A 13,203-nucleotide genomic window follows, 5' to 3' on the forward strand; every position below is an offset into this window, starting at 1 on the left:
ACAAAAAAGGGGGGCCCGAAGGCCCCCCAAGTCACGACAGGGATGGGAGTTATTCCGCCGCTTTCAGCGTGGCCTTGCGCTTTCTCAGGATGTTCGAGATCACCGGGAAGAGCACCAGAGCAACCGCGATCAGGATGCAGACCAGCGAGATCGGCCGTTCGAGGAAGGTCATCGCGTCGCCCTGGCTGGAGATCAGCGACTGGCGCAGCGAGCGTTCCGTGAGCGGCCCGAGCACGATGGCCAGCACGGCGGGGGCGACCGGGTAGTTCAGCTTGCGCATCAGGTACCCCATGCAGCCCAGCAGCAGCATCAGCCAGGTGTCGAACATCCGGTCGGTGGTGGCGAAGACACCCACGACGCAGAGCACGAAGATGATCGGCGCGAGGATCGAGAAGGGCATCGCCAGGACCCGGATGAAGATCGGGATCAGCGCGATGTTCAGGATGACCGTCACGAAGTTGGCGACATACATCGACCCGATCAGGCCCCAGACGAAATCCGGGCTTTCCGCGAAGAGCAGCGGACCGGGGCGCAGGCCCCAGATGATCATGCCGCCCAGCAGGATCGCCGTGGTCGGCGACCCCGGGATACCCAGCGTCAGCATCGGCAGCATCGAACCGGTCGAGGCCGCGTTGTTGGCCGCCTCGGGCGCCGCGACACCGGACACGTTGCCCTTGCCAAAGCTGTCGCCGTCTTTCGAGAACGACTTGGCCAGGCCATAGGACATCAGGGCCGCGGGCGTTGCACCGGCCGCCGGCAGCGTGCCCACGAAGAAGCCCAGGACAGATCCCAGAAGGGTGGTCGGCAGGTACTTCTTCACCTGGCCCAGGTTCTTGACGATCCGCTTCAGGCCGAATTCGACCTTGTGCATCTGGATCGCGCCCTTGGTGTGTTCGAGCGTCCACAGCATTTCCCCGATGCCGTAGATCCCGATCGCTAGCACGAGGAATTCGATGCCGCGCTGGAATTCGACCATGCCGAAGAAGATCAGGCGGGGCTGGCCCGAGATGATGTCGAAGCCGACAGCCGCGAGCACCAGGCCGATGAGGATGGAGAAGATGGTCTTTGGTATGTCATCGCCGCCCAGCCCGATGAAGGTCGCGAAGGCCACGAGCATCAGGGCGAATTCTTCCTGTGGGCCGAATTTCAGCGCGAAGAGGGCCAGCGGCGGGGCAAAGCCGGTGAACAGGATGACCGAGATCGTGCCGCCGATGAAGGACGCGATGGCCGCGGCCATCAGCGCCTGGTCGGCGCGGCCCGACTGGGCCATGGGTCGGCCGTCGAACACCGTGGCAACGGCGGTCGAGGCCCCCGGAATGCCCAGCGTGATCGAAGACACGGCCCCCCCGTACATGGCCCCGTAGTAAAGTGCGGCCAGGAAGATGATCGCCGAGGTGGGCGGCACCAGGAAGGTGACCGGGAGAAGGATGGCCACGCCGTTCACCGACCCGAGGCCCGGCATGGCGCCGATGAACAGCCCGGCGAGACAGCCCAGGAAGATCATGGCGAGGTTGAGCGGCTCGAAGGACTGAAGCAGCCCGGCGCCCAAGAGTGTGAGTATTGAATCCATTGGAGCGTCCCCTGTTGGAAGACATGTGTTGGAGGGGCGACCTCAGTACATGAGCGAGTAGCGGAAGTCGTCGATACGCATGAAGATGCTTTCGAAGACAGGCAGTCCCCTGGGCAGGTACTTGTTCAGGGCAACCTCGAAGAGCATGTAGGTGGCGACCGGCATACCCAGCACGACACCCGCGGTGACACCCCATCCGTGCCGCCCGAGGCCCCTCACGTAGGCAAGCAGGAAGAGCATCATCGAGAAATACAGACCGATGATGTTGGAAAGAAGCAGCAGCAGGAAGATCAGAACGACCGTGATGCCGACCATGAAGACGGTGTCAGGGTCGATGTAAGCTTCCCGATTGCGCGATTCCGGCGTGACACCTGTGTACCAGCGCCACAGAGTCCAGAGCGAAGCCAGCGCCATCCCGAGGGACAGCCAGAAAGGCCACATCCCGGATCCAGGACCGCGGCCCGCGACCCAGCCGATGGCCAGCCCGTCGGAATAGACGGTCCACATCAGTCCCAGGGACGCCAGGAACATGGCAATGGCCATGAACAGCTCAGCCGTACGAACAGACATTGATATCCTCCACTCCCGCCTGCGCCGACGCCATGCGTCCTGTCCATATCCCTCTCGCTGTCCGGTCGGGACAGGCAGGGCGGATTGGTGGCTGCGGGTTGTTGTCCGGTGGGCGCCGGGCCACGCTGGGCGGCCCGGCGCATTTGGCTTTTACTTGGACATGATGCTTTCGGCGCCGACGGCTTCGATAAGCTCTTCGTGACGCTTCAGCTGTGCTTCGTGGAAGGCGGCGAGTTCGTCACCGGTGATCCACTTCTCGCAGGTCAGGCCATCGGATTCACAATAGGCCTGCCATTCCTCGGAGTTGAACAGTTCCTCGAAGAGGTTCTGGTACCAGGCCACCGCCTCGGGATCCATTCCCGCCGGGCCCGAGATCGAGCGCTGCATGTAGTACTCGATGTCGACGCCAAGTTCCTTGGCGGTCGGCACGTCCATGAAGGGCTCGGTCCGTTCGCCGTTGAACTGCACCAGAGGCTTGGTGTTCTCGGCGCGCCAGAACTCCATCTGCTCGGACGGGTTGTTCACCGTCGAGTCGATCTGGTTGCCGACGAGGTTCTTGGCCACGGTGCCGCCACCCGGGAAGGGAATGTAGGTCACTTCGTAACCCAGTTCCTTTTCCATCATCGCGGTGAGGATCGAATCCTCCTGGCCGGAGCCGGTGCCGCCCACCTTCCAGGTGCTGTCCGCTGCCTTCACGGCCGCGACATAGCTGTCGAGATCGGTGATGTCTTCCTGGTCGGTGTTGACCCAGAGCAGGAAGGTGTCCATCGCCATACGTCCGATCGGCGCAAAGCTCAGCACATCGATTTCCAGCTCTTCCTGGATGATCGGCGTGGTGTAGAAGCTGTTGAGAGCCACCAGCAGGGTGTGGTTGTCGCCTTCCTTGTCCTTCATGTAGGACAGGGCTTCGGCGCCGGACCCACCCGGCTTGTTGATCGGAATGAAGGGGCGCGGGCTAAGGCCCTTGGACTGGATCAGGCCCTGCAGAAGGCGCGCGATCTGGTCCGCGCCGCCGCCGGTGCCGGCCATGATGATGAATTCGACAGGCTTGCGCGGCTGCCATTCGGCCATAGCTGCGGGTGCCGATACGGCCAGAGCGGCCGCGGTCATCGTGAGTGTCTTCCAGATATTCATTTAGTTCCTCCCTAAAAGTAGTCCGGATATTCGGGACGCGAACCTCCACGCGTGTCTTAACCTTGCCGCACCGTTTTATATGTCTGGCGGCTGGGTTCCCGAATGTCGTTACTCGGTCTTGCTTCTCCTCTTCCTCCTCTTGGTTTCGATGTTGTCCTAGTGAACCATCACAACCGGGATTGTCGCTTCCTCTACGACAGCTGCCGAATTCCCCCCCAGCAGCGATTCCCGTTCGTAACTTTCATGATAGGCGCCCATGATCAGAAGATCCGCACCGACGTCGCCCGTCTTCTTCAGAAGCTGCCGGCCGGCAACGCCCTGAACATCGAACTTCCCGATATCCGCCGTCACGCCACGTGCTGCCAGGTAGTCCCTGAACTCTTCGGGCGTGGCGGAGTGCTCGGGGCTTCCGCCGGTCAGGATCGTGACCTTTTCGGCCGTCTCGATCAGTGGCATCGCCAGGGCCACGGCGCGCGTGGCTTCCAGCGATCCGTTCCAGCCGATCGCGACATGCTTGCCGATGGTCATGTCGACCTGGTCGCTTTCGGTACAGACCATCACCGGGCGGCCCGAGTAGAACAGCGCTTCTTTCAGCGTGTTGTACCCGAGGTTTTCCTTCCGGCTTGGCTTGGCAACGCAGATCAGGTCGGAGAGGCGGCCATAATAGCGTACCGCCTCGACCTGCTTGCCCGTGTACTCGTAGAACTTGGCCGTGGCCTTGTGCAGCTCCGGGCCTTGCTCGGCGACGCCATGCTTGGTGGCATCGACGGCGAACTTCCCGTGAAGGAAGTCCTCTTCGCTATGAGCACTGGATTCCGAGGCCTCCTCGATCTGCTTGCGCAGAAAGCTCGGGATGACGACGCCCTTGGGCATCAGGTCCTCGGTCCGTGGGTGGCAATGAACGACCTTCACATGCGCCCCGAAGCGCTTGGCCAGCGCCGCGGCGTGGGCAAAGAGCACGGGCCCCCTGCCATCGCCGCGGACCGGCATCATGATCGTATGCAAGGTGCTGCCTGACATCGCGATCAGAAGAGCCCGTCGATCAGACCGTCATCATTGATGCAGATCATCTCGGCCGAGGGCACCTTGGGCAGGCCCGGCATGGTCATGATCTCACCGCAGATCACCACGATGAATCCGGCACCGGCCGACAGGCGCACTTCGCGCACCGGCAGCGAGTGGCCCGTGGGCGCGCCGCGCTTGTTCGGGTCGGTGGTGAAGGAATACTGGGTCTTGGCCATGCAGACCGGCAGGTCGCCATAGCCCTGTTCTTCCCATTCCTTCAGCTGGTTGCGGATCTTGGTATCGGCAACCACCTCCTCGGCGCGATAGATCTCCTTCGCGATCGTCTCGATCTTCTGGAACAGCGGCATCTCGTCGGGGTAGAGCGGCTTGTAGTTGGCCTCACCGCTTTCGACGATCTCGACGACCTTCTTGGCCAGGTCCTCGGTGCCGGCAGAGCCGTTCGCCCAGTGCTTGCAGAGGATGGCCTCGGTGCCCTGGGTGGCGACGTAGTCCTTGACCGCCTGCACTTCGGCATCGGTGTCGGTGACGAAGTGGTTGATCGCGACCACGGCCGGGACACCGAACTTCTTCACGTTCTCGATGTGGCGGCCCAGGTTGGCGCAGCCGGACTTGACCGCTTCGACGTTCTCGGTGCCCAGATCCGACTTGGCGACGCCGCCGTTCATCTTCATCGCGCGGACCGTGGCCACGATGACCACCGCCTCGGGCTTCAGCCCGGCCTTGCGGCACTTGATGTCCATGAACTTCTCGGCGCCCAGGTCGGCCCCGAAGCCCGCTTCGGTGACCACGTAATCGGCCAGCTTCAGCGCGGTGGTGGTGGCGACGACCGAGTTACAGCCGTGCGCGATGTTCGCGAAGGGGCCGCCGTGCACGAAGGCCGGGTTGTTTTCCAGCGTCTGCACGAGGTTCGGCTGCATCGCCTGCTGCAGGAGCACGGTCATCGCGCCGTCGGCCTTGATGTCGCGGCAGTAGACCGGGGTCTTGTCGCGGCGGTAGGCCACGATGATGTCGCCCAGGCGCTTCTCCAGGTCGGCCAGGTCGGTGGCCAGGCACAGGATCGCCATGACTTCCGAGGCCACGGTGATGTCAAAGCCGGCTTCACGCGGGAAACCGTTGGCGACACCGCCGAGGTTGCAGACGATCTGGCGCAGCGCGCGATCGTTCATGTCCATCACGCGGCGGTAGACCACGCGGCGGATGTCGACCTCCTGCTCGTTACCCCAGTAGATGTGGTTGTCGAGCATCGCGGCCAGCAGGTTGTGGGCGCTGGTGATCGCGTGGAAGTCGCCGGTGAAATGGAGGTTCATGTCCTCCATCGGGACCACCTGGGCGTAGCCGCCGCCGGCGGCGCCACCCTTCATGCCGAAGCAGGGGCCAAGCGAGGCTTCGCGGATGCAGACGGCGGCTTTCTTGCCGATCGCGTTCAGACCGTCGCCAAGGCCCACGGTGGTCGTGGTCTTGCCTTCGCCGGCCGGCGTCGGGTTGATCGCGGTCACCAGGACCAGGTGGCCGTCCTTCTGGTCGGCAAGCGACTTGATGAAGGTCTCGGACACCTTGGCCTTGTCATGGCCGAAGGGCAGCAGGTGTTCGTTGGGGATGTCGAGCTTGGCGCCGATTTCCTGGATCGGCTTCTTGGTCGCGGCGCGGGCGATCTCGATGTCGGTCTTGGGCTTCGAAGAGGATTCGGCGGGTTTGATCGTATCGATGTCGTTCATGATTGGTTTCCCGGTGTTTGCGTTACTTCAGTTGCCGAAAGTGTCGCCGGGCTTCAGTCCGACGGAGGCGGCCCATTCGGATGCCGGCATCTTGGCGTCGCCCGCGGGCCTCACGCGCTTGACCAGTACACGCCCGCCCACAGCCTGGACGGAAATGCCTTCGTCGGTGATCTCGCGGACACGACCCGAAATGCCGTCTCCCGGCACGCGGACGCTGTCGAAGATCCCGAGTTCGTCGCCGTTGAAGGTGGTCCATGCGCCCGGCGCGGGGTTGGTGCCGCGGATCAGGTTGTAGACATGGGCCACGGGCTTGTGCCAATCGACACGCGCGTGGTTCTTGTTGCAGCGGCGTTCATAGGTCGCCTCGCTTTCGTCGGGGACGATGCGGGGCGGATTGCCGTCGCGATACAGGTCCACGACGGTCAGCACGCTATCCACCGCATGCGGATAGATCTTCTTGAAATACAGGTCGATGACGGTGTCATCGGGCCCGATCTCGCATTCCCACTGCAGCAGGCTGTCGCCTTCGTCCAGCCCGTCGGACGGGTAGAACCAGCTGTAGCCGGACTTGGTCGATCCCAAGATGATCGGCCAGTTCACCGCCGAGGGTCCGCGGTGCAGCGGCAGCAGCGAGGGATGGAAGCAGATGGAACCGTGGGTTGGCGTGTCGCGTGCGGCTTCGGGAACGAAGACGTTGACGAAGGCCATGACCATCAGGTCCGCGTTGTAGCTGGCCAGCTTGTCGAGCGTGGCCTGGTCATCGAAATTCGCGGGCTGCTCGAGCGGCAGGCCCTTTTCCACGGCGAATTCCTTGATCGGGTCAGCTGGTTTGCCCTCTTTGTCGGGCTCGCAATAGACGGCGACGACTTCGTCGGTGCCCGTCTCCAGAAGTTTGGCCAGAACGTCCTTCCCGAACGCCTGTTGACCCATCACGATCAGTCGCATTGATGTCCTCCCAGGACTGGGGGTGACCGCACTGCGCCGGCTCACCCCCTGTAGTACAATTCTATTCGGCGGCCTTTTTGTCCACGTTGCCGACGGCACCGGATTCGACCACCTTGGCGAGGTTCTCGCCATCGTAGCCCAGCACGTCGCGCAGGATTTCCACCGTATGCTCGCCCAGCAGCGGCGAACGGGTCACTTCGACCGGGCTGGCAGACAGTTTGATCGGGCAGCCCACGGTCACGTAGCGGCCGCGTTTGGGGTGATCGACATCCACGATGGTGCCGGTCTTGCGCAGACCCTCGTCTTCCATGATCTCCTTGGTCGACAGGATCGGACCGACGGGGATGTCGAGCGGGTTGCAGATGTCCATCACCTCGAACTTGGTCTTGGTCATGGTCCATTCCTCGATCCGGCCGAAGATCTCGTCGAGCTTGTCCAGCCGCTCTGGCGGGGTGGCATAGCCCTCCTTGGTCTTCCACTCCGGCTCGCCGATGACGTCGCAGACCCGTTCCCAGACAGCGGCCTGGGTGATGAAGTACGTGTAGGCGTTGGGATCGGTTTCCCAGCCCTTGCACTTCAGGATCCGGCCCGGCTGACCGCCGCCCGAGTCATTGCCCGCGCGCGGGGTGGCTTCGCCGAATTCGATGCCCGCGCCGTATTGCGAGTATTCCTTCAGCGGGCCGGCAGCCAGACGCTGCTGGTCGCGCAGCTTGACGCGGCAGAGGTTGATCACCCCGTCCTGCATCGGCGCCAGAACCTTCTGACCCTGGCCGGTCTTGGCGGCCTGGTACAGCGCGGTGACGATGCCCAGGGCCAGGTGCAGACCCGTGCCCGAGTCACCGATCTGCGCGCCGGTCACCAGCGGCGGACCGTCGAGGAACCCGGTGGTCGACGCGGCACCGCCGGCACATTGCGCGACGTTCTCGTAGACCTTGCAATCCTCGTACTTGCCGGGGCCGAAGCCCTTGACCGACGCGAGGATCATCTTCGGGTTGATCTCCTGGATCCGCTCCCACGAGAAGCCCATCCGGTCGAGCGCGCCGGGCGCGAAGTTCTCGACCATGACATCGCATGTCTCGATGAGCCGTGTCAGGACTTCCTTGCCGGTCTCGTTCTTCGAGTTCAGCTCGATCGACCGTTTGTTGTGGTTGAGCATCGTGAAGTAGAGGCTGTCCGCCCCGGGCACATCCACCAGCTGCTGCCGGGTGGCATCGCCCACGCCCGGACGCTCGACCTTGATCACGTCGGCGCCGAACCATGCCAGCAGCTGGGTGCAGGTGGGACCCGACTGAACGTGGGTGAAATCGAGGATCTTAACTCCTTCGAGAGCCTTCATTTGCGTGCCTCCCCAGTCACGAGTTTGCCAGTCAACTTGATTGCAGTCACTTGATTATCCGTTGATTTTCTTGGCTTGCGGGTAGCGCTGCTGCGCCACGACCGAAGACGGGTTGAGGTTGCCGATGTTGCCGCTCTCCTTGCCGGCGCCTTCGGCGATCACGGCGTTGATGAGGGTCGGCTTGCGGCTTGCGAATGCTTCCTTCACCGCCTGGCGCAGGGCATCGGGGTTGTCGACGGTGACGCCGACGCCGCCAAAGGCCTGCATCATCAGGTCATAGCGCGAGCCCTTGACGAAGACCGTGGTCGACGGGTCTTCGCCACCCGACCAGTTCTCGCCATCGCCGCGGTAGATGCCGTTGTTGTTCATGATGACGATGCAGACCGGCAGGTTGTAGCGGCAGATCGTTTCGATCTCCATTCCGCAGAACCCGAAGGCGCTGTCGCCCTCGACGGCCAGAACCTGGTTGCCGGTCTCGACCGCCGCCGCGACGGCAGAGCCCATACCGATACCCATGATCCCCCAGGTGCCCACATCCAGACGCTTGCGCGGCTTGTGCAGGTCGACGATCGACCGGCACTGGTCCAGCGCGTTGGCGCCTTCGTTGACCAGGATGACGTCCGGGTTTTCCTTCATCGCGTCCTTGATGACGCCCAGAGAGCCCTGGTAGTCCATCGGCGAGTTGTTGTTCTTCAGCCGCGGCGCCATCTTGGCGACGTTGCCTTCGACCTTGGAGCGCACCGCGCCGGTCCATTCCTCGGACGGCTTCTTCCAGTCCGACCCGATCTTTTCGAGCAGCGCCTTCGCAACCGACCCGATGTCGCCGATCAGCGGCGCCGAGATCTTCTGGTTGCTGTCCATTTCCGACGGTTCGATGTCGATCTGGACGAACTTCTTCGCGCCCTTCTCGCCCCAGTTCTTGCCCTGGCCATGGCCCAGCAGCCAGTTCAGGCGGGCACCGATCAGGAAGACGCAATCGCTTTCCTTCAGCACCAGCGACCGGGCGGCCGAGGCGCATTGCACGTGGTCATCGGGCAGCAGGCCCTTGGCCATGGACATCGGCAGGTAGGGGAAGCCCAGCGTTTCCACCAGCTTGCGCACCTCTTCGTCGGCCTGCGCGTAAGCCGCGCCCTTGCCGATGATGATAAGCGGCTTCTTGGCGCCCTTCAGCACCTCGACCGCACGGTCGATCGCCTCGGGTCCCGGCACGGAGGTCGGGTTGGGGTCGACCACCTCGATCAGCGACTTCTGGCCTTCGGCGGCGTCCATCACCTGACCCAGCAGCGCGCCGGGAACATCGAGGTACACGCCACCGGGACGACCGGTCAGCGCCGCGCGGATCGCGCGGGCCACGCCCAGGCCGATGTCCTCGGCGTGCAGGATCCGGTAGGCGGCCTTGCAGTGCGGGCGGGCGATGGCCAGCTGGTCCATCTCTTCGTAGTCGCCGCGCTGCAGGTCGACGATTTCCCGCTCGGACGAGCCCGAGATCAGGATCATCGGGAAGCAGTTCGTCGTGGCATGCGCCAGCGCCGTCAGGCCGTTCAGGAAGCCGGGCGCCGAGACGGTCATGCAGATGCCGGGCTTCTTGGTCAGGAAACCGGCGGCCGCGGCGGCATAGCCGGCGTGCTGTTCGTGGCGGAATGACAGGACCCGCAGGCCCTGTGCCTGCGCATAGCGGCCAAGGTCCGTGATCGGAATACCCGGCACATTGTAGATCGTTTCGACGCCATTAAGCTTGAGCGCATCGATCAGAAGGTGAAACCCGTCCGTCAGGGTTTCCGGAGCCGGGTCGGCTTTCCGATCTTCTGCTACGGTGGCAACGTCCATTTCAGTTCTCCCTTTAAACCGTGGCCGTCTGCTGCGGCCTGGTCCGCCTGCCTTTGATCAGGCGGTGTCCATCTTTTCCCGAAGGCTTACGTCCAGCCGGGTCCATGTGCGGCGGACGTGTTCATGCAGGCGCATCGTGTGCTCCCGCACCCGGAATTCGGCGAGATCGGGATCCCGCGATTCCAAGGCCTCGATGATTTCGGCGTGGTCGACGATCGAGCGGCGCAGCCGGTCGCCTTCCCCCATGGCGCGCAGCCGGACGGCATGCATGTGCAGGAACAGCCCGTCGGCCATGGTCTTCAGCATCCCGCATTTGGAAATTTCCAGGATGCGTTGATGAAACTTGATGTTCTCGTCGGAATATTCCGAGATTTCGGCGCTTTCCGGATTGCCGCTGTGCTTGGCGGCAATCTTGCGCAGCGACAGGAACTCGGCATCGGTGGCCCGTTCCGCCGCGAGCCGGGCGGCCATGCTCTCCAGAGCCGCCCAGGCGATGATGATTTCCAGGACCTCGTCCAGGCTCTTGCGGCGGACAAAGATCCCCTTGCGTGGGACCACCGAGACAAGGCCGTCACCCTCGAGCCGGGCGATGGCGTCCCGCAGAGGCGTCCTCGAGATACCCAGCTGCTCGGCCAGCGAGCGCTCATCCAGGCGCAGGTCGGCATCGCTTGCATAGATGTCCATCTCGGTAATGGCCTCACGCAGCTTGTCGTAGACGTGGTCTTTCAGGGTAAAATTCGCCGCGATCGGTCGAAGCTTCATGCCACTTCTCCATGTTCGTTTTGCGATCTGCGGTGCAACCCTGATCCTGTGGTGTACCATAGACCACGGACCTGGAGCACGCAATTCAATTTTGTCTGTCTTCTTCGCTGCAGATGCACAGTCTGCACTTGGTACGCCACCTTAGCACCGCGTTCTGTGGCTGTCTTTCCCCCTGCTGTTGGAGGCGGTATGCGCGGTACGCGATGCTGCAAAAGCGGGCACACAACCCATTGTAATTAAATGTATTTCTCATCTATTTTAGCGTTATCAGGAAATACCCGGCGCGAAGCTGCGCGCAGATCCTTTTTGCAGCGCAGCAAAATGGAGAGTCATTTTTTCGAATTGGAGGGGGAATGGAACGGGGGCCGCCAATTCGGGTTTTTGGGGGCTCTTGATGAAATGAAAAACCCGTGGTATCTGGCATACCACGCAACGGTTAATGCGCCTTCGGGCGCTCCGTGATCCGGCCCCTGACGGGCCGGGACTCAGCAAGGGGGACAGCGACCGACATGCTCATTCGCGCACAGGATTCCATCCTTGTCATCATCGACATGCAGGAGCGGCTTGTTCCCGCCATGCAAGCCCCGGCCAGGACGATTCGCAACACCCGCACGCTGCTGGCCAGCGCGCAGGAGGTCGGCGTGCCGGTCATCATGACCGAACAATACCCTGCCGGCCTGGGCTCCACCGTGCCAGAACTGGCCACGGAGGGCGCCATCGTGCTGCCGAAGATGCACTTTTCCTGCATGGAAGACGAGAAATTCTCGGCCGAGTTCCGCCGCCAGGGGCGGAAGCAGGCCGTGCTCGCCGGGATGGAGGCGCATATCTGCGTGGTCCAGACCGCGGCGAGCCTGATCGAGGAAGGCTATGATGTCTTCGTCGTCTCCGATGCCACCGCGTCGCGGACGCTGGAAAGCGAACAGGCCTGCCTCGCGCGGCTGAACGCCTCCGGCATCGGGATCGTCACGACCGAAATGGTCGTGTTCGAATGGCTGGGCGAGGCTGGTACGCCGGCCTTCAAGAAGCTTCTGCCGCTCATCAAGTAAATCACGACCCGGGCCGACATGGCCCACACCAAGGGAGGTAAAGGACGCGTGAACATCCACGAGTATCAGGCGAAGGCTCTGCTTCGCGACTACGGGGCGCCTGTCGCCGATGGCCGCGCCGTGCTGCGCGGCGAAGAGGCCAAGACCGCGGCCAGCGCGCTTGACGGCCCGCTGTGGGTCGTGAAGGCCCAGATCCATGCCGGCGGACGCGGCAAGGGATCCTTCAAGGAGGCCAGCGCCGGCGAGAAGGGCGGCGTGCGCGTCACCAAGTCGGTCGAGGAGGCCGCTCACGAGGCGCAATCGATGCTGGGCCGCACGCTGGTCACGCATCAGACCGGCCCCGCCGGCAAGCAGGTGAACCGAATCTACATCGAGGACGGCTCGGGCATCTCGCGCGAGCTGTACCTTGCGCTGCTGGTGGATCGCGTGACCTCGCGCGTGGCCTTCGTCTGCTCGACCGAAGGTGGCATGGACATCGAGGAGGTCGCCGCATCGACCCCCGAGAAGATCCTCAGCTTCTCCGTCGATCCGGCCACCGGCTTCCAGCCGTTCCACGGCCGCCGCATCGCCTTTGCTCTGGGCCTCGAAGGTGGACAGATCAAGCAATGCGTCAAGCTGATGGGCATCCTGTACCAGCTGTTCAACGACAAGGACATGGACATGCTGGAGATCAACCCGCTGATCGTGGACGATTCGGGTGACCTGAAGTGCCTCGACGCGAAGATGGGTTTCGACGGCAACGCCGTCTACCGCCACCCCGACATCGCCGCCCTGCGCGACGAGACGGAGGAGGACGCGAAGGAACTGGAGGCCTCCAAGTACGACCTCAACTACATCGCGCTCGACGGTGAAATCGGCTGCATGGTCAACGGCGCCGGCCTGGCCATGGCGACGATGGACATCATCAAGCTGTATGGGGCGGAACCGGCCAACTTCCTCGACGTGGGCGGCGGCGCCACCACCGAGAAGGTGACCGAGGCGTTCAAGATCATCACCAGCGACCCGAACGTGAAGGGCATCCTGGTGAACATCTTCGGCGGCATCATGCGCTGTGACGTGATCGCCGAGGGCGTCGTGACCGCCGTGAAGGAAGTGGGGCTGAGCGTTCCGCTGGTCGTGCGCCTGGAAGGCACCAATGTCGACAAGGGCAAGGAGATCATCAACACCTCCGGGCTCAACGTGATCGCCGCCGACAACCTCAAGGACGGCGCAGAGAAGATCGTGGCCGCCGTGAAGGGCACGAAACCGGCGCTGGCCGTGGCAGGAGAATAA

11 protein-coding genes are annotated in these 13,203 nt (G+C 63.1%); 2 read left to right on the forward strand and 9 right to left on the reverse strand.

Annotated features, from left to right (window positions below; all coding sequences use genetic code 11):
- Positions 1 to 49: 49 nt before the first annotated feature.
- From ATO3_RS05185 to ATO3_RS05225, 9 genes are all read right to left on the reverse strand, one after another.
- Positions 50 to 1,570 (reverse strand): tripartite tricarboxylate transporter permease, encoded by a 1,521-nt coding sequence (locus ATO3_RS05185; RefSeq protein WP_198963212.1) that lies wholly within the window; start codon positions 1,568 to 1,570, stop codon positions 50 to 52.
- A gap of 42 nt (positions 1,571 to 1,612) precedes the next feature.
- The gene (locus ATO3_RS05190) at positions 1,613 to 2,140 is read right to left on the reverse strand and encodes a tripartite tricarboxylate transporter TctB family protein (protein ID WP_088648769.1); all 528 of its coding nucleotides are present in this window, start codon (positions 2,138 to 2,140) and stop codon (positions 1,613 to 1,615) included.
- Positions 2,141 to 2,290: 150 nt separating this feature from the next.
- Entirely contained in the window at positions 2,291 to 3,274 is a 984-nt protein-coding gene (locus tag ATO3_RS05195) for a Bug family tripartite tricarboxylate transporter substrate binding protein (protein ID WP_088648770.1), read from the reverse strand.
- Positions 3,275 to 3,430: 156 nt separating this feature from the next.
- Positions 3,431 to 4,267, reverse strand: a complete 837-nt coding sequence (locus ATO3_RS05200) for a universal stress protein (RefSeq protein ID WP_233152037.1) — start codon at positions 4,265 to 4,267, stop codon at positions 3,431 to 3,433.
- A gap of 32 nt (positions 4,268 to 4,299) precedes the next feature.
- Entirely contained in the window at positions 4,300 to 6,015 is a 1,716-nt protein-coding gene (locus tag ATO3_RS05205; protein ID WP_088648772.1) for a formate--tetrahydrofolate ligase, read from the reverse strand.
- A gap of 27 nt (positions 6,016 to 6,042) precedes the next feature.
- Positions 6,043 to 6,960, reverse strand: a complete 918-nt coding sequence (locus ATO3_RS05210) for a methionyl-tRNA formyltransferase (protein WP_233152038.1) — start codon at positions 6,958 to 6,960, stop codon at positions 6,043 to 6,045.
- 61 nt (positions 6,961 to 7,021) lie between these two features.
- Positions 7,022 to 8,296 (reverse strand): formyl-CoA transferase, encoded by a 1,275-nt coding sequence (gene frc / locus ATO3_RS05215; protein ID WP_088648773.1) that lies wholly within the window; start codon positions 8,294 to 8,296, stop codon positions 7,022 to 7,024.
- A 54-nt stretch (positions 8,297 to 8,350) separates the two neighbouring features.
- Complete coding sequence (gene oxc / locus ATO3_RS05220; RefSeq protein WP_088648774.1) at positions 8,351 to 10,123, reverse strand: oxalyl-CoA decarboxylase; 1,773 nt, start codon at positions 10,121 to 10,123, stop codon at positions 8,351 to 8,353.
- 57 nt (positions 10,124 to 10,180) lie between these two features.
- Positions 10,181 to 10,885, reverse strand: coding sequence for a GntR family transcriptional regulator (locus tag ATO3_RS05225; protein ID WP_088648775.1), 705 nt, complete (start codon positions 10,883 to 10,885; stop codon positions 10,181 to 10,183).
- Positions 10,886 to 11,394: 509 nt separating this feature from the next.
- On the opposite strand from ATO3_RS05225, the gene ATO3_RS05230 reads away from it, so the two are divergent.
- Positions 11,395 to 11,931, forward strand: coding sequence for a hydrolase (locus tag ATO3_RS05230; RefSeq protein ID WP_088648776.1), 537 nt, complete (start codon positions 11,395 to 11,397; stop codon positions 11,929 to 11,931).
- Between the two features lie 48 nt (positions 11,932 to 11,979).
- Positions 11,980 to 13,203, forward strand: a complete 1,224-nt coding sequence (gene sucC, locus ATO3_RS05235; RefSeq protein ID WP_088648777.1) for an ADP-forming succinate--CoA ligase subunit beta — start codon at positions 11,980 to 11,982, stop codon at positions 13,201 to 13,203.

The sequence above is a fragment of the Marinibacterium profundimaris genome (assembly GCF_002210095.1).
Lineage (GTDB): Bacteria > Pseudomonadota > Alphaproteobacteria > Rhodobacterales > Rhodobacteraceae > Marinibacterium > Marinibacterium profundimaris.